General features: G+C 68.0%; 13 protein-coding genes. 3 read left to right on the top strand and 10 right to left on the bottom strand.

Features of this window, described 5'->3' with window-relative positions:
• Window positions 1-3 precede the first annotated feature (3 nt).
• Window positions 4-600 (bottom strand): hypothetical protein, encoded by a 597-nt coding sequence (locus IPG50_08355; protein MBK6692203.1) that lies wholly within the window; start codon window positions 598-600, stop codon window positions 4-6.
• A 66-nt stretch (window positions 601-666) separates the two neighbouring features.
• Window positions 667-1,173, bottom strand: coding sequence for a hypothetical protein (locus tag IPG50_08350; protein ID MBK6692202.1), 507 nt, complete (start codon window positions 1,171-1,173; stop codon window positions 667-669).
• Between the two features lie 192 nt (window positions 1,174-1,365).
• Here IPG50_08350 and IPG50_08345 point away from each other — a divergent pair, with 192 nt between their 5' ends.
• Window positions 1,366-2,058, top strand: a complete 693-nt coding sequence (locus IPG50_08345) for a hypothetical protein (GenBank protein ID MBK6692201.1) — start codon at window positions 1,366-1,368, stop codon at window positions 2,056-2,058.
• A 50-nt stretch (window positions 2,059-2,108) separates the two neighbouring features.
• Here the strand turns inward: IPG50_08345 and IPG50_08340 are convergent, their stop codons facing one another.
• The 6 genes from IPG50_08340 to IPG50_08315 all read right to left on the bottom strand — a co-directional run bounded on the left by IPG50_08340 (window position 2,109) and on the right by IPG50_08315 (window position 11,162).
• The gene (locus IPG50_08340; protein MBK6692200.1) at window positions 2,109-3,068 is read right to left on the bottom strand and encodes a LamG domain-containing protein; all 960 of its coding nucleotides are present in this window, start codon (window positions 3,066-3,068) and stop codon (window positions 2,109-2,111) included.
• Between the two features lie 100 nt (window positions 3,069-3,168).
• Entirely contained in the window at window positions 3,169-4,761 is a 1,593-nt protein-coding gene (locus tag IPG50_08335) for a hypothetical protein (protein MBK6692199.1), read from the bottom strand.
• Between the two features lie 68 nt (window positions 4,762-4,829).
• On the bottom strand, window positions 4,830-7,979 hold the full coding sequence (locus IPG50_08330) for an efflux RND transporter permease subunit (protein ID MBK6692198.1): 3,150 nt from the start codon (window positions 7,977-7,979) through the stop codon (window positions 4,830-4,832).
• Window positions 7,980-8,032: 53 nt separating this feature from the next.
• Window positions 8,033-9,121: an efflux RND transporter periplasmic adaptor subunit gene (locus tag IPG50_08325; GenBank protein MBK6692197.1), complete on the bottom strand. Its 1,089-nt coding sequence runs from the start codon at window positions 9,119-9,121 to the stop codon at window positions 8,033-8,035.
• Entirely contained in the window at window positions 9,118-10,425 is a 1,308-nt protein-coding gene (locus IPG50_08320) for a TolC family protein (protein MBK6692196.1), read from the bottom strand. Before IPG50_08320 ends, IPG50_08325 begins: the two co-directional genes overlap by 4 nt.
• A gap of 38 nt (window positions 10,426-10,463) precedes the next feature.
• The gene (locus IPG50_08315) at window positions 10,464-11,162 is read right to left on the bottom strand and encodes a TetR/AcrR family transcriptional regulator (GenBank protein MBK6692195.1); all 699 of its coding nucleotides are present in this window, start codon (window positions 11,160-11,162) and stop codon (window positions 10,464-10,466) included.
• Between the two features lie 257 nt (window positions 11,163-11,419).
• On the opposite strand from IPG50_08315, the gene IPG50_08310 reads away from it, so the two are divergent.
• A complete protein-coding gene (locus IPG50_08310) occupies window positions 11,420-11,734 on the top strand; it encodes a hypothetical protein (GenBank protein ID MBK6692194.1) in 315 nt (104 codons plus the stop codon).
• 39 nt (window positions 11,735-11,773) lie between these two features.
• The gene (locus tag IPG50_08305) at window positions 11,774-13,168 is read left to right on the top strand and encodes a sel1 repeat family protein (protein MBK6692193.1); all 1,395 of its coding nucleotides are present in this window, start codon (window positions 11,774-11,776) and stop codon (window positions 13,166-13,168) included.
• Between the two features lie 55 nt (window positions 13,169-13,223).
• Here IPG50_08305 and IPG50_08300 read toward each other — a convergent pair whose 3' ends face one another.
• Together IPG50_08300 and IPG50_08295 are read right to left on the bottom strand one after the other, a co-directional pair.
• Entirely contained in the window at window positions 13,224-14,570 is a 1,347-nt protein-coding gene (locus IPG50_08300; GenBank protein ID MBK6692192.1) for a DUF1552 domain-containing protein, read from the bottom strand.
• 13 nt (window positions 14,571-14,583) lie between these two features.
• Window positions 14,584-16,224 (bottom strand): DUF1592 domain-containing protein, encoded by a 1,641-nt coding sequence (locus tag IPG50_08295; GenBank protein MBK6692191.1) that lies wholly within the window; start codon window positions 16,222-16,224, stop codon window positions 14,584-14,586.
• Between the last annotated feature and the right edge of the window lie 24 nt (window positions 16,225-16,248).

Here is a 16,248-nt window from a genome sequence, read left to right as displayed (position 1 = left end):
TCCTCACTTCGAAGGGTACGTCTCCTTCGCCTTCTCTCCCGCGCGACGCCGCTCTTCGAGATCCGCTTCGTACTTCTGCTTGGCGTTGGCTTCCTCCGCGAGCTTTCGCGCGAGCTCGCCGGGGTAGGTGGCCACGATCGTCGGCGCCATGCTCTCGAGGGCGGCGACGAGATCCTGGAACGGCACCGACGCGCGGTCGACTTCGATGGTCCAGCGAAAGTGTTGCGAGAAGCGGCGCCCTCCGAAGCGAAGCTTCTTGTAGGGCCAGTTGGCGGGAACCGGGATGAGCACGCGCGGCTTCAGGAACGAGTTCCCGCTGCAGGGCTGCACCGCGATCATGTTGTTGAGGTACTGGTGCCTGCTCGCGTGCGTGTTGTATTGCAGATCGCACGCGTCGAGGGGCCGGAGCTGCGCCTGCACCGCTTGGAGCGCGTCCAGATCGCCCACGTCGTCGCCACCCTGACCGCGACTGAGCCCGAAGACGATGGCCCCCGCGAGAACCGCCCCGATGGCGACCAACGCGGCTGCGAGCACGAGGATGACCTTCAGCGCGCTCCCCTTCTTGGGAGCGGGAGCGTGGGGCCGTTCTTGGAGGGCCATCAGGGAAGCTTAGGCCCCCGCGTCTCCGCGTCGAAGGGCAGAATGCGCGTCTGCCCCGCGGCGCTCCTAAAGAGCCTTGAGCGCTGCGATGACGTCCGGCTCGTCGAGCACGTCGCAGGCGAAAAGGTCGTCGACGCGCTGTAGGGCGGCATCCGGCGGAACCTTGCCGGCGCGAATGCCGCGAGCGATCTGATCGGCCGAAACGGGACCCACGGGCTCGGCGCCTTCGACCCACACCATGAACTGCCGCGTTGAAATGGCGAGCGATGGCGGCGGGGGAGGCGGAGCGCTCTCGGCACTCACGGCCTTGAGAGCCAAGATGAAGTCAGGCAAATCGAGAAGATCGCTCCAGAAGGTGTCTCCGACGTGCTTGGCGCGCGCGTCGCTCGGCACCTTGCCTGCGCGCACACCGCGGGCGAGCTGATCGGCGGAGACAGGCCCGATGGGCTCTTCGCCAGGAAGGCACACGAGCCAGACCTTCTCATGGAGCCGGGGCTCGAGGGGCGCCTGACCTTGGAGAGGGGGCGCTGGAGGGGCAAAAAAGTCGACCGGCTGCATTCGCTTTGCGAGCACGAGGACTAGTCGGCTTTTGCGGCGACGCAAGGCCGAGCGCCCAATTTTTCGCCCGCGGCGGCAAGGGGGCGCGAGTCCCGAAATGCGTAAAGGCTCCTGGCCCCGTGCACCAGTCACCGCGGGCCGCCTCGCGGCTCCGCGAGCGTTTCCGCCCGAGCGCCAGCGTGGTCCGGCGCTTGCTCCGGTTCAGGCATGAGCCCGAGCGTAAGAGCGGCCTTGGCCTTCGTCATTTCGTTCACCGTCGCGGCGTGCGGCGGCGAGCGTCCCGAGCCTGAGGACGGCGCCACGCTCGAGCTCGCACCCTGGAGCCGGCTCGCCGAGTCGCGCGGCGCACAGCCCGGGCGCGGCGTCGTTGTCATCGGCGTCCGCGGGCGCGACGCCGAGGGCGCCCGTCACGCCACGCGCGCGACGCGGGCCTACGACGACGTGGTGGTTGTCCTCGCTCGTGGCGTCGCTACGCCCTTTCGTGCGTCGACGCACCCCTGGGAGCAGCGCTCGGCGAGCGTCCCCGACGTTGATCGCGACGGGCGCCGTGACATCGGGATGATCCGGCCTGGCGTGTACCGTGCGGTGCTCCGCGAGGCGTCGCGCAACATCGGGGGCGCGCCGACCTTTCACCTCCTGCCGGCTTCCGGGGCCGGCGAACGGATTCCCGCTTGGCGGAACACGAACCAAGACGAAGAGTATTCATCCGCGGAGCGCGCCGCCTCGGAGGCGCGTGGCGACTATCAGACGGCGATCTTGTTTCATCAGGGCGAGGACGCTCCACCCGCCGTCGGGTGCCAGGTGTTACCCGCCGACCAGATGCGCGCCTTCGCAGCGCTCGTCGGTCCGGAGTTTCAATACGTCCTCGTCGACGATGCCGACGATGTCCCGCTCTTGTAGGCGCGGCCGCAAGAGGAGTAGCAGCGGCGACACGTCCGGGCGCAGGGCGTCTACTTGCACTTGCCCAAGGCTCCCGCGTTGAAGATGGCCTTGAGCTCTGCCTCGGACAGAGGGCGATCATAGATCGTGACTTCGTCGGCGATTCCGTTGAGCGAATTGGCGCCGTTCGAGTCTGCGCCGATGCGGAGTGGCTTGGTGTTCGTCACGGCGGGGCTCGTGGCGGTGACCGTGCCTTCGAGGATGCCGTTTCGGTAGACCTTCAAAGTCCCCACGCCACCGTCGGGGCCGCCATCGATGGCGTCGCCGTCGAAGACTGCGGCGAGGTGGTGCCACGTGTTGAGCGCTAGCGTCGTGGTTCCGCCCGCGAAGACCGTCCCGGCGTACGCGCGTACGTTTTGCGGGTAGGTGTCGAGCAGGTACCCGTTGGGAATGCTGGCGGTGATGTGGTCGACGATGCGGCCGCCGGTCGCCGTCACCTTGACCCACGCTTCGATGGTGTACGCCGAGGTCAAGGCAATGGCCGCCACATGGGGGCGCGTCAGGTAGTTGCCCGGCGTGAGGCTGAAGCCGTTGCCGACCATGCCGGCCACGTAGGGCACGGAGCCAACGACCGTCATGTTGTGGTTGCCGGTGCGATCGTTGGTCGTATCGTCGCCAGTCCACCAGCCGACGATGCCCGAGGGCGGTAGGGCACAGCCCGCGTCGCCAGCGTCGCTCACGAGAGCATCGGTCGCCGCATCGGTGGTGACGTCGCTGCCCGCGTCCGCCACCGTGCCGTCGTTCTTTGCGTCCGCTGCGGCGTCGTTTGCCGTGGCGTCATTACCCGTCGCGCTGTCCAAGGCGGCCGTCGCATCCCCGGCGCCACCCTCGGTCTTCGGAACGTTGACGTCGAGGGTGCCGGCATCCACGCCGGGGGGGGCGGGAGGCTCGTCCGTGTCGCCGCAAGCGGCGGCGAGACCCAGGCCCAAAACAACATGAACGCAAAGAAGTGTGAGACGCGCGCGACGCATGCCCGCATGCTCTGGGGAGCGCGTCCTCGTGTCAATCGGACAGTGACCAGGGCGTCGCGCCCGAATGGCGGGGTCGAGCGCACGCGCCCTTCGTGATTTGTCAGGGCAGGACGTTCGCCGTCGGGGTCGTGGTCCCAGTGACCGTAGAACCCTTGAGAACGATGTACCCGTCGCCAGCTTTGACGGTCTGGCCGAGGAACGGACCGTTGACCGACGTAGCCGTGGCGCCGACCGCGGTGAGCCGATTGGTGCCCAGGTTCAGCGCGCCGCCGCGAATGAAGATGTAGCCACCGGAGGCCGCCGTGTCGCGGCTCTCGTCGTTGGCCTTCGCCGAGACCACGCCGCTCGCGCCGACGTCGAGCTGACCGACGAGCAAGAGCACGATGCCGCCGGCCGTCGTGGTGAAGGCTGGTACCAGCGAGGGCCCGGCGCCGGTCACGTCGCAGGTGAGGTTGCCCGCGTTGCCCGAGCCCATCGTGAGCTTCGTGCCGTCGTTCACGCCGTAGGTCGCGCCGGGCCCTCCCAGCGTTCGGCCCTTAGGGTTCTTCCCGGCCTGGCCCGCCGTGGCGTGGCTCGAGCCCGCGCACATCGGCGTGTCGCCGTTGAACGACACACCATTGAGCGCGGAGATGCCGCCGGCGCCGCCGCCGTTGTTCGCCGTGCTCACGAGCGCCGGCCCCACCACCGACTCGCCCGCCTCCGTTGCAACGTTGTCAGAGCAGTTCGTGTCGTCCCGGCTCCAACGACCGGAGCGATAGCCGAGGCCGGCCGCGCTGATCGTGCCATTCACGGTAAGCTTCGCGGCGCGCAGGGCGACGATGCCGCCGGTCTTTCCGTTCCATGGCGCCGCCGTCAGCGTCGTTCCCGCGTTGACCGTGAGGTGTCCGAGCTGCGGGAGACGTACGAGCGCGACCTTCTGCTCCGTCGCACCACCGCCGATGTTGGTGTCGCCGGTGCCGCCATCGCTCGCGCCGCCGTAGTCGCGCGTCTTGGGCGCCGTGAAGGTCACCGTCGAGCCCGACACCCCTGCGACCTTGAGCAGCTCCCAATTCCCCGTGTTCGGCGCCGCGCCAGCTCCCTGCAGGTTCACCAAGAGGACCTCGTCGCCGGTCACCAGGCAGTCGCCGGTGGGGGCCGCGGCAACGGTTGCGGTGGTGGCGGTGAGGCCCGTCACGTCGAAGGCAGGAGCTTCGGACACGCACGTGCGCCCCGGCGTCAGCGTGGCCGTCGACAGGTTGACGTTTCCTGAAACGACGGTCGGTGCGAGGCATGCGCCAGCGGTGCAGAGTCGCGCGCCGCCGTCGGGCCCTGCGCACACGGTGCCGTCGTCGACGGGCGGGCCGTCGACGCATGTGGCGCCTCCGTCGGCGCAGGAGGTGACGCCCACGCGGCACGGCGCGCCCGCGTTTCCGAAACACGTCGCCCCCGCGTCGCACGCGGGCCCTGCGTCGAGCGAGGCATCGGCGGCATCGGGCACTGAGGTGTCGGCGAGGGCGACGTCGGAAGACGCGTCACTTGAGGAAGCGGCCTCGCGGCCGGCGTCGCTCGCCGAGGTCGAGTCCGCCTTGGCGTCCGCTGCAGGAATCGTAAGCCCAGCGTCCTCGGTCGTTCCTCCGCCCGACTCGGAGCCACATGCTGCGAAGGTACCGAGACCGAGGACCGCGCCCAGGAGGGCGATTCGACGAGTGCGCATCGCCCGAGGCTACGGCGCGTCATGCGCCAACGCTAAGGATTCCTCGCGTCGTCGCCCCCCACTCGCCCCTACTCCTCGGCCGTCGCTCCTTCCGGGGTCGCTGGGCCGAGAATGCGCGCGAGCTCCGCTTCGCCGCGGTCCACTTCGCGGCGCGCCCGGTGGCGACGGCCCCAGGCGACCACGTCGTCGAAGAGCGAATACGCGACCGGCACCGCGAGCAGCGTCAAGAGGAGCGAGAACGTCTGCCCGCCGATGACGATGCCGGCGATGTTGCGGTTGTTGCCGGAGCCGATCCCGCGCGACGTCGCCAGCGGCAACATGCCCGCCACGAAGGCGATGGTCGTCATCAAGATGGGGCGCAAGCGGTCGCGGTTCGCTTCGAGGATCGCCTCGAGGCGCGGCTTGCCGAGCGACCGCAAGTGGTTGGTGTGATCGATCTGCAAGATCGAGTTCTTCTTCACGACGCCGAAGAGCACCAGCACGCCGAGCGCCGAGAAGAGGTTCAATCCCTGGCCGAAGAGCACGAGTGACATCAGCGCGAAGGGGACCGTGAGCGGTAGCGAGAGGAGGATGATCAGCGGCTGCGACCAGGACTCGAACTGCGCCGCGAGGATCAAGAACATGAAGACGAAGGAGAGCGAGAAAGCCAAAGCGAAGCCCCGGCCGAGCTCCGACGAGGACTTCGAGCGCCCCGTTGGCACCAGGCGGTATTCGATACCCGCGCCGGCCTCGTCGAAGGCCTTCTGCATCGCCGTCACGACGTCACTCTCGCCGGAGCCGGGCGCCACGTTGGCCATGAAGGTCACCTGCCTCTGTCGACCGAGGCGGTTGATCTGGGACGGTCCGCTTCCTTCCTGCGCGCGCACGACGGAAGCGAGCGGTACGGTGCCGTACTTGCGCGAAGGAACCGTCATTTGCGTCAGCGTGCCGGTGTCGCGGCGAAACGCTTGGTCGGCGCGAAGACGAATGTCGTACTCCTCGCCGTGTTCGGGGAAGGTCGAGACCTTCATGCCGGCCACCAGCATGCGCAAGCTCTCGGCCACGTCGGCCACGTTCACGCCGAGGTCGGCGGCGCGGTCGCGGTCGATGGAGACGCGAACCTCGGGGTTGCCGACGATGAGGTTCGTGTCGAAGTCGACGACGGCGGGGTTCTTCTTGATGGCCTCGCTCATGCGCGTCGCCATCTCCTCGAGCTTCCGCAGATCAGGCCCCGCGAGCACGTATTGGACCGCCGCGCTCGACGCGCCCGTGGAGAAGGCCGCGACCTCACCGACGCTCACGCGGAGCGTTGGGGGAAGCTTCGCGAGGACCTGCTTGCGCGCCATGTCCATGACTTGGAGCTGGGTCACCGTTCTCGCCTTAGGGTCCACCATGGCTGCGTAGATGGTCGCGAGGTTTACGGTCTTCTGATCGCCGCCGGCGACCGTCACGACGGTGTGCGCCACGCCGGGCAGGCTTCGAACGTCTTGCGCGACGCGCTCCGCGATGAGGGCCGTCTCCTCTGCGCTGGTGCCCTCCGGCGCGCGCAGGCTCACCTCGAACTGCGCCTGGTCGTCGGTCGGCAAGAAGCCTTTGGGGACCTTCTTCGCGAGCGGTACGCACGAACCGAGCGTCAGAACCGACGCGGCGACGATGACCCAGCGATGCCTCATGGACCAGCGCAAGATGGCCATGTAGACGCGCTCGATGGGGCGGTAGCCGAAGTCGACGATCTTCGCCAAGAAGCCGGTCCCGTGACCTTCTCCGCCGAGGAAGCGAGCGCTGAGCATCGGCGTCAACGAGAAGCTGACCACGAGCGAGACGCCGACGGCGATGGCCATGGTGAAGCCGAAGTTCTTCAGGAAGCGGCCCGGCACGCCGCCGACGAAGGCGACGGGGATAAACACGGCCATGAGCGAGAGCGTCGTCGCCAAAACGGCGAGGCCGATCTCGCGCGTCGCCAGGACCGCCGCCGGAAAGGGCTTCATCTTCTTCTCTTCGATGAAGCGAACGATGTTCTCGAGCACGACGATGGCGTCGTCGATGACGATGCCGACGGCGAGCGCCAGCGCCAGCAGCGTCAGCATGTTGAGCGAGTAGCCGAGGGGCCACATGAACGCGAAGGTCCCGATGATCGAGATCGGGATGGCCACGGCGGCGATGAGCGTGCTCCGCGCGTTTCCGAGAAAGAACAGGACGACCATCGCCGCCAAGAGGGCGCCAAGGACCAAGTGTTCTTCGACGGCAGCGAGGCCCGTGCGGATGCTCGCCGAGTTGTCGCGGATGACCTCGAGCTTCATGCCCGCCGGCAGCGTTCGGCGCACCTCGTCGAGTCGCTTCGTGACGGCGTCGACGGTGGCGACGGTGTTGGTGCCCGACTGCTTGCGGACCTGCAAGACGACGGTGCGCTCGCCGTCGTACGACGCGACGCTCGTAAGCTCCTCTTGACCGTCTTCCACCCTGGCCACGTCGCTGACGCGGACGAATTCGCCGCGCTGCTCGCGCACAACGATGCGGCCGATGGCGTCGACGGAATCGACGCGGCCTTCGATGCGAAGGGTGATGGTCTGTGGGCCCGTCTCGATGCTGCCGCCGGGGGTGGAGAGGTTCTGCGACGCGAGCGCCCGCTGCACGTCGACGGCGGAGAGGTTGCGCGCGCGGAGCGCCACCGGGTCGAGCCAAATGTGTATTTGCCGCGAACGCCCGCCGACGAGGGTGACCTGGCCGACACCCGAGATGGTCTCGATCTGGCGGCGCACCCGCTTGTCGGCGACCTCCGTCACCTCGCGGACGGGGCGAGGGGACCGGAGCGCGATGAGCATGATCGGCGCCGACTGCGGATCAACCTTGCTCACGATGGGCGGGTCGATGCCTTTGGGGAGATCGCGAAGCACGTTGTTGATCTTGTCGCGTACGTCTTGCGCTGCGACGTCGGTGTTCTTCTCCAACTTGAAGGCGACGGCGACCTGCGAAAATCCTTCCGCCGACGTCGAACGAAGCTCGTCGACGCCGTCGATGGTGTTGATGGCTCCTTCGATCTTGTCGGTGATGTCGGTCTCGACCTCGTCGGGCGAGGCGCCGTCGAGGCGCGTCGTGACGATGATGAAGGGCAAGTCGACGTTCGGGAACTGGTCGACGCCGAGCCGTGTGTAGCCCACGACGCCCAAGACGACGATGACGAGCATCAGCACGCTGGCAAAAACGGGGCGTTGAACGCAAACGCGGGCTAACCACTGCATCTCGGGAATCTCCGTGAGGTCGGCTGGGTCTCGGTGCGCACCCGGTTACTTCGTCAGAGGACCGGTTGCCCGTTGGACAACGTGTCGATGTTCTTGATGACGACCCGCTCACCGGCCGTGATGCCGCGGGTGACGCTGACGAGCTCGCCGGCCTCAGGGCCCGTGGCGAGGATGCGCTCCTCGATGCGCCCTCCGGTGACGACGAACGCGTGCTTCTGCCCGTCCTTCGTGGTGAGCGCGGCCCGCGGCACGCCCGGCAATTGGCGACGGCCAACCTCGAGCTCCACGTCGGCGAACATGCCGGGCAACAGCGCCTTGTCGGCGTTGTCGACGACCGCTTCGGCCACGAGATCGCGAGACGTTGGCCGCACGGCGCCGGACACGAAGCGGACCGTGCCTTTGAAGAGTCGCTCCGGGTGCGCCGCCACGCGGAAGCCGACGACGCTGTTCTCCTTGAGCTTCGCGACGTAGGCCTCGGGGACGGCCATTTCGAGGCGAATCTGGTCGAGCGCCACGAGCGTGGCGATGCGCGTGTCCTGACGAACGTATTCGCCGACATCCACGGTGCGCTCGGTGATGACGCCGGCGAAGGGCGCGCGAATCGCGCCGTCGCCGACGTTTTGCGCGGCGAGGCGCGCGCGCGCCGTGGCGGCTTCCGCCGAGAGCGGCAGCGTGCGGCATTGGGTCGCGACGCGATCGAACTCCAAGTCAGTGATCGCACCCTTGGCGCGCAGCTTCTCGTAGCGATCGCACTCGGACTTGGCCTGCGTCTCTTGGGCCCTCACGCTGTCGGCTTGCGCGCGCGCCTCGCTGGCCGTGAGCGACGCGGCGCGCGTGTCGAGCTGCACGAGGATCTGTCCGGCGATGACGTGGGAGCCGCGCTCGACGACGGTCTGCGTGACGCGGCCGGCGGCGTTGGCCGCGAGGTCGGTCTCGCGGAAGCCGCGAAGGCTCCCGGTGACGCGCAGCGTGGCGGGAACGTCGACCATGCTCGCGGCGACGCTCTCGACGCTGATGGGCGCGGGGCCCGCTTCAGCGATCGATTGCGGCGCGGCCTTCTTGCAGCCGGCGGCCGTCAACATCGTTAGCGGCAGCGCCGCGATGGTGGCGCAAACGAGCGCCTTCTGGAGCGTGGAGTTCATCGACCTTTTCCCTCGGCGGAGCCCTTCGGATGGAGACCTGCGGCGAGCCGCAGGGACGCTCGCGCAAACATGAGATCGGCGTCCGCCTGGACGCGCCCCGCGTCCGCGAGGAACGCGTCGCGCTGCGCCTGCGTGACGTCGAGCTGCGTGGCGGCGCCGGCGGAGTAGCGGTCCGACGCCAACTCCGACGCCCGGCCGGCTGCGACGGCCTGGGCGCGGGCCGCGCGGCTCTTGGCGATGCCCGCCGTGACGCGCTGATGCGCCTCGAAGATCGCGTCCTTGGTGCCGCGCTTTGCGCGCTCTTCGCGGACGCGCGCGAGCTCGCGGGCGACGCTCTGGGCGTCAGAGTTCTTGAGCCCCACGTAGTCGAGGCGCCAGCCGAGCGTGAGCGAGAGCGCGTACGTCGAGTTCTTTCCGAGAAAGCCCGTGGCGTTGGTGATGCGCTCTTGCGCCGCGCCCGAGAGCGTCGGCACGAGCGTCGTGTTCGCCGACTTGTTTTGCTCCGCCGCCGCCGCCGTAGCCTCGCGCAACGCTCGCTCTTGTGGCGTCTCGCTGGCGCGGCCCAACCACTCGGCGAGCGGCCTCTCCTCGGCGAGGTCGTCGCCCGGGATGTCGGTGGCGACGGCCGGTGTCGGTGTCACGCCGGAGAGCGTCTCGAGGCTGCGCGCTGACAGGTTGACGAGGAGCTGCGCGTCGGCAACGTCCTGCTTCGAGCGCTCAACGTTGGCGCGGGCCCGCTCCAGATCCAGCTCGGTCGCGACGCCGGCGCCGCGGCGGACGGAGACGTTCTTGAGGTTGCTCTGGGCCGTGTCGGTGCTCTGCACGGCCGAGCGCAGGAGGCCCGCAGCGCCGAGATGCTGATAATAGGCCCGACAGACGGCGCGGTTCACGTCGAGCTGACTCGCCTCGCTCTGCTCGGAAGCGGCGCGCGCCAGAGCCCGCGTCGCGCGGTGCCTGTAGTAGTTGGGGAGATCGACGATGGGAACGTCGAGCGCGAAGATGGCGTCGAGCTGATTCTCTGGCTGGATGAGCGCCCGGCTCGCAGGCCCCGTGGGCGTGGCGATCTCGTATTGGTTGCGCGTGTAGACGCCGCGCGCCGAGAGCGCCGGAAGGAGCCGACCGAGGGCGACGTCGGCCTCCGCTTCGCGTTGCTGCGCCAAGAGCGCCGCCTCGCGCGTGTCGAACGCGTGCGAAGGCGCGCGCGCGAGGAACTCGTCGAGCGGCTGAAGCGCCTCGGCTCGCCCTGCGCGGAGAGGGCCGATCAGGCCGAAGGTGAGGAGGAAGAGAGGAAAACCTTTCCGCATGGGCCACAGTCCAATCGGTGGAAATTGCGAGGACACGATCACAAAGAGGAAGAAGTGCGGGGCGCGGCCCCGTGCAGGAGGACGTCGACGAGCTCCGTGACGAACTGGTCGGGGGTCAGCGCGAAGCCAGAGACGCCCGGCAAGAAGAGCTCGGTCATGCAGAAGTGATGGAGGCTGCCGATGAAGATGCGCGCGAGCGCCTCCGGAGCGTGGTGCGACGTGAGGCGGCCGAGCTCGATTTCGCGGGCGAAGAAGCCTCGGAGGTTCAAGACCGCGCGCTTGTAGCCGCTGGGTCGCGCGCCCAGCTTGTCGAGCGAGTAGTCGCCCGCGGGGTTCGACCACGACATCATCATGACCGGCAGCGCGACGCGGCCGATGGCCAACATGCCCGTGCCGACCTCGATCAACGTGGCGCGGAGCTCGCCCTTGCCGGCGCGCTCCGCGATGTTCGCGAGGGCAACCGGCGTTCGCGCCGGGTCGAATTGCATCGCCGCGCGAAACAGCGCGTCTTTGGAGCCAAAGCGATGAAAGAGCGTGCCCTCCGCAACGCCGGCCCGCGCGGCCACATCGCCCGTCGTGGCGCGGATACCCTTCTCAAGGAAGACCTCGCGGGCAAAAGCCAGCAGCGCATCACTTGAGATGACAGGCGGTCGTCCGGGGCGCCTCCGAGGCGTCGCGGTCGGCGTCGCGGCGGGGCCGACCGACTGGGGCGCGAGCTTTTTCGACGGGCGGGTCATTATTGAGTGCCGGCTCATCAATAGAGACACGCGCCGCCGAGGACAAGATCTGTTGGGTAAAGAAGTGTCTTGCTGCGCGGTCACGCTCGCGGTCACGGCCGGTCACGCACCATGCGGCCTCGGTCACGGTCCCCGTGGGCTTTGGTTCCGCGGCTTTCCCCGTGGCGGTGGGGGCATGGCCATTGCGTACCGACCCCAGCGGCCCCGCCGGCGGCCATTTTGCGCGGCCTCAACGTTTCACTCTAGGATCCCCCACCATGAACAGTCGTGTCCTCGGTTCCGCTCTCGTCGTCGCGTGCTTGTCCGGCTGTGGTGGAGCCGTCGGCGATGCCGTGCGCCCGGCCGACTACACGGGCCAAGGCGCGCTGGGGGCGGCCGGTCCCACGTGCACGGGTTCCCCACGCGCCGTGAAGCCCCTCATCATCGATCTCGAGCCCGATTCCCGCGTGGATCTCGAAGCCACGATGAAGAAGGGCCTCGTGGTGGTCAGCTACGACTGCAAGACCCTTCGCGTCCTCTCGACCTGCAAGATGCCCGAGACCGCCTACGACTACGCCGGCGTGAGTCGGTAGGAGCAGGTCGGCCAGCTGAAGAGCCAGGATGATCTGGCGGTGAACCTCCCGCTCAGCAGCGGAAAGCTTGGCACCGAGGTGCAGAGCGGACGGAGCATCGACCTCGCGCTCGTCCTTGTCGGGCGCCGCTCGACGCTCGTCGGGAGCGTCGAAAGGAAGGCGCTTACCGGCAACTGCGAGGGCGCGACGCACTTTGTGCACAGTGCATCCGTCGGCGCCTTCTCCATGGCCACCGGCTCGGCCGGGAAGGCGGCGGTGGTCGGCGAGCTCTTCTCCGTGGGCGCGTCGGCCAAGAGCGAGGCGTCCCGCAAGGCCGTCACGACCGATGGCTCTCTCGACGCGTGTCGTAAGTCGGATCCGGACGCGCCATCCCCACCGGCCGAGTGTCGAGCGCCGCTCCGCGTTGAGCTCTTGCCCATCGAGGCAGACGCAGCGGCGCCCGCCTCGGGCACCAAGAAGGCCGAGGCCGCGCGTGAGGCGAAGGCCGTTGAGAACCCGTGCCCCGCCGGCTTTCAATTCGCCGATGGCATCTGCACCAAGACGCCTTCGCAGGCGTTCTTGTGCAATCCGAAAGATCGCGACGAGTGCAAGGCCCAATGCGAAAAGGGGAACGCCGAGTCCTGCTACAACTTCGCGCTCGGCCTGAAGAAGGACAAGGCGGCCGTTCCCTTCCACAAGAAGGCCTGCGAAGGCGGCGTCGGCGACGCATGTGGCTTTCTCGTTGGCGACGATCCCCAGGAGGCGATTCGCTTCGCCAAAATGGGCTGCGATCTCGGAAGCGGCTTCTCGTGCTCGATGATGGCGATCGCCTACGACAACAAGAACGACGCGAAGGGCGCCTTCCGAGCCAACGAGCGCGCCTGCGCCCTCGGCGAGGCCTTGGCGTGCAAGGACGCCAGCCTGGCCCTCATCGAGGGCGCGGGGACCAAGAAGGACATCGCGCGCGGCCTCGAGCTGATGGCGCGCACGTGCCAAGGCGGTCCGCCCGACTGGCGCGCCGCCATCTGCGTCGACCTGGCGGAGATGTTGTCCTCGGGGGACAACGGCGTGCCGAAAGATCCGGCGCGGGCCATCGCGCTGGCGAAGAAGGCTTGCGAAGCCGACGGCTCCGTCTGCTCCGGCGCCCTCGACATCGCTGTGGCTCAGAAGAGTGACGCCGACGCCTTCGCCATGGCGACCCGCGGCTGCGCCGATGCGACCGACATCGACATGTGCCTCAAGCTCGGCGACTTCTACGCGAAGGGAGTCGGCACCAAGGCCGATGCGGCGCGCGCGAAAGAGCTGTGGGAGAAGAACTGCAAAGACGGCAACGAAGACGCGTGCGCGCGGCTAGGAAAGAAGCCCGCGCCGACCTCGTCTGGCGACACCGCCGCCCCGCCGCCCCCGGCAGCGGGGAAGAAGAGCGGCGGCAAGGGGCCCAAGAAGAAGAAGTAAGCAGGCGACCGTCGCATCGAGCTTAGGAGAAGGAGGCTTGGGCTCTCGCGCTCCCTCACGCACGGAGCGCAACGATCGGCTGCGTCCCGTCGCCGAGTGACGAGGCGCTTACCCCGAAGCCCTGCATCAGCGTCAACCACAGGTTCGAGATTTTCGAGCCGCCGGCGTCGACGTCGACTCCGGCTTTGAACGAGCCGTTGCCAGTGCCGGCGAGGTGCCAGAGTAAGCCGTTGGTCGCGTGCGAGTTCGAGTCGGCGAAGCTCGAGCCCCACGCGACGAGGCTCTCATCGAGGAGCGTGGCGCCGGTCGGCAGCTTTACGCCGCGGAGGCGCCGGGCGAACTCGAGCGCCTTTCCGTAGTGCCACACGATGATCTTCTGGAGATCGCTCCGGTTCACGTTCGCGTCGGTCGAGTTGGCCGGTCCGCCGCCGCCGTTCATGCCAGCATTCTCCGGTCCGTAGTGCGAGTGAGCGTGCCACCCGGCGCCGACCTGGACGCCGGGCACGAAGGCCTGGTTGACGATGGCGTTGTTCTCCGGCGCGTGCATGAAGGTGGTGACGCGCGTGAGATCGCAGAGGTTCGCGAAAAACGCGATGTCGTAGAACATCTGGAGCCTCGTCCCGTAATTGGCCGAGTTCGTCACCCCCGCCGGCGGCGTACAGGTTGCGCCGCCGCCGCCGCCCAGCTGAGTCAGAAGCCGCTGATCGAGCTCCGACAGACCCTGGAAGTACTCCTCGAGGCGAATGCGATCACTCGCGCTCCCCTTGCTCATGAGCTTCTTCGAGTCTTCGAGCGTGTAGTGGAGGATGCCGCGTCGCCGTTTGAGTTGTTCGGCCATGCGTTGGTCGGCCTGCACCGGCGCGCCGCCGGCGAAGAGGCGGTTGTAGGCGTCGAGCGGGTTCGACAAAGCGGGCACGGGCTGGTTGGGGCCCTTGAACGAAGGGTTGTTCGCCTGTTGGACGTTGAAGTCATGAACCTGATCGGCAGGCTCCACGTTGATGCTCAAGGTCGCGACCTTCGAGCCAGCGGGTTGTGCGCCGGCTATGCGCTGGTCGAAAGTGGTCTGCACGGCCGCGGGATTCTTGGTCGGGACGCCGTTCAGAAATGGTGCCCAGATGGAGAAGTGCCCGTTCTGGCTGACGGCCGGGTACTCGTTTCTTAGGCCGTGAACCACGCTCACGTTGGGGCGCATGTCCCCGAGGAGGTTCATCAGGTAGTCGGGCTTCGCAGCCGAGGCGATGTACCCGTGCGGGATGTAGATCCAGACGAGACGCCGGGTCTTCGGGGTCGCGATCTGCGCATGGGCCAACGAGGGCGCCATGATGTCGAGCATGGGCAGCCCCACGGCGGCGCCGAAGCCTCGCAGGAAGGTACGCCGATCGATTTGCCAGATCTTCTTCATCGATGCTCCGGGTTCAGCGCTCGACCATGCGGCTCAGAGAGAAGAGATCGCTCGCGACCAGCTCGCTGATGAGCCGCGGGATTGACGTGGTCCCATCGGCGGTGCCTCGCCCGACGACCTCCTTGAGCAGGCACATCTCATCGCCCTCGACGATGCGTGCTGTTGCGAAGGAGGCGAGGTGGTTCGCGAGGCAGATCTCGAAGGTGTCGCCCGAGGCCACGAACGACGCGAGGTCGGCCGCGTCGCCAAACGCGCGGCCGTCCGGGAGCTTCCCAGAGGCGTCGATGGGCCCCGCTTCGTCGGCCCTTCGGAAGCGCCCGATGGCATCGAAGTTCGAATAGGAGAGGCCGATCGGATCGATGCGGGCGTGGCATCCGTTGCACACCGGATCGCTCGCGTGAGCCGCCAGCTTCTCGCGCTCCGTGCGGGCTGCTGGCCCGGGCTTCAGGGAGACCGCTTGCGGAGGCAGACCGAGCGGCTCGCACAGAACGCGCGAAAGGACGAAGACCCCGCGGTGAATGGCGAGGTTGCCAGTGGCCGTCGCCGTCATGGTCGCCGCCTGCATCATGAGGCCTCGGCGCCGTGTGCCTTCCAGGCTCACGCGCGCGAAGGGATCTTTCGCGTCGCCGGGAAAGGGAACGCCGTAGAGGCTCGCGAGGGAACGGTCCACGAACGAGTGGGTCGCCGTGACGAGCGTGTCGGCCGGCGCCCCGCTCTTGAGCACGTCGTCGAAGAGCATGTTCGACTCGGTCACCATCGAGCGCTTGAGCGTGTCGTCGAATTCCGGGTAGGTCTTGGCGTCTCGCGTCGACGTCGCAACGCGGTGGTAGCCAAGCCACTGACTCGGGAACGTTGCGAGAAAGCGTGAGGCACGCGCATCCGCGAGCATGCGCCGAACCTCCGAAGCGAGGACCGCGGGATCGCGGAGCTTGGTGCTGTCGGCGAGGTCGAGGAGCTGGTCGTCGGGGACGCTGGACCACAAGAAGAACGACAGCCGCGAGGCGAGCTCGTGGGGTGAAAGCTCGTGCGTGCCGTCCTTGTCGAGGTTTCGCTCGTAGTCGACGAGGTGCATAACGAAGCGAGGCGACGCAAGCATCGCGGCGATCGCGTCGGCGATGCCCTCGCCCTTGTCAGGCGCCGCCGCCGCGACGTCGAGGAGCGCGCCCAAGACCGTCGGGTCGACGGGAGCCCGGTAGGCGCGTCGGAGCGTGGACGTCAGGAGTGGGGTGAGGCAGGCGCGAAGGTCGGTCGCCGTCTTGCAGGCGCCGAACTTCGACCCGGGGGCGGAGGCGACCTGGCCCGCCACTCGCTCGGCTGCCGTGAACACCTTCTCCGCGTCGACGGGGCTCGTGCGCGTGTTGATGTCGTCGTTGTCGAAGCCGCGGGTGCTGAAGAAGTCTTGCGGATATTCGCCCAGTTCCAGGGCGGGTACCTCAAAGAGGTCGCGTACCGCGGCTTGGAACTCCCGGGCGTTCATCCGGCGGTAGGCGGTCTTGCGAACGGGAGCGCAGGCGCCGCGAGGGCGAACGGTGCCTTCAGCGGCGCCACCTCCCGCGCCGAGCACGGTGTCATCCCCCGAAATGACGCCGGTGCAGGCGGCCGCGGAGAGCGCGAGGGCGAGCGTCAACCCGCTGAGCGAGGCCGTTGTCCGCATGACGGAGCATTCAGCACGCGGTGT

The sequence above is a fragment of the Myxococcales bacterium genome, assembly GCA_016703425.1.
Classification (GTDB): Bacteria; Myxococcota_A; Polyangia; order Polyangiales; family Polyangiaceae; genus JADJCA01.
Note: the sequence above shows the minus strand (reverse complement) of the source record. Positions and strands in the feature narration are given on the sequence as shown.

Bases quoted from the DNA above. Each gene is read 5' to 3' on its own strand.
- IPG50_08355 (MBK6692203.1), bottom strand. From the start codon at position 600: ATGGCCCTCCAAGAACGGCCCCACGCTCCCGCTCCCAAGAAGGGGAGC.
- IPG50_08345 (MBK6692201.1), top strand. From the start codon at position 1,366: ATGAGCCCGAGCGTAAGAGCGGCCTTGGCCTTCGTCATTTCGTTCACC.
- IPG50_08340 (MBK6692200.1), bottom strand. From the start codon at position 3,068: ATGCGTCGCGCGCGTCTCACACTTCTTTGCGTTCATGTTGTTTTGGGC.
- IPG50_08335 (MBK6692199.1), bottom strand. From the start codon at position 4,761: ATGCGCACTCGTCGAATCGCCCTCCTGGGCGCGGTCCTCGGTCTCGGT.
- IPG50_08330 (MBK6692198.1), bottom strand. From the start codon at position 7,979: ATGCAGTGGTTAGCCCGCGTTTGCGTTCAACGCCCCGTTTTTGCCAGC.
- IPG50_08325 (MBK6692197.1), bottom strand. From the start codon at position 9,121: ATGAACTCCACGCTCCAGAAGGCGCTCGTTTGCGCCACCATCGCGGCG.
- IPG50_08320 (MBK6692196.1), bottom strand. From the start codon at position 10,425: ATGCGGAAAGGTTTTCCTCTCTTCCTCCTCACCTTCGGCCTGATCGGC.
- IPG50_08315 (MBK6692195.1), bottom strand. From the start codon at position 11,162: ATGACCCGCCCGTCGAAAAAGCTCGCGCCCCAGTCGGTCGGCCCCGCC.
- IPG50_08310 (MBK6692194.1), top strand. From the start codon at position 11,420: ATGAACAGTCGTGTCCTCGGTTCCGCTCTCGTCGTCGCGTGCTTGTCC.
- IPG50_08300 (MBK6692192.1), bottom strand. From the start codon at position 14,570: ATGAAGAAGATCTGGCAAATCGATCGGCGTACCTTCCTGCGAGGCTTC.
- IPG50_08295 (MBK6692191.1), bottom strand. From the start codon at position 16,224: ATGCGGACAACGGCCTCGCTCAGCGGGTTGACGCTCGCCCTCGCGCTC.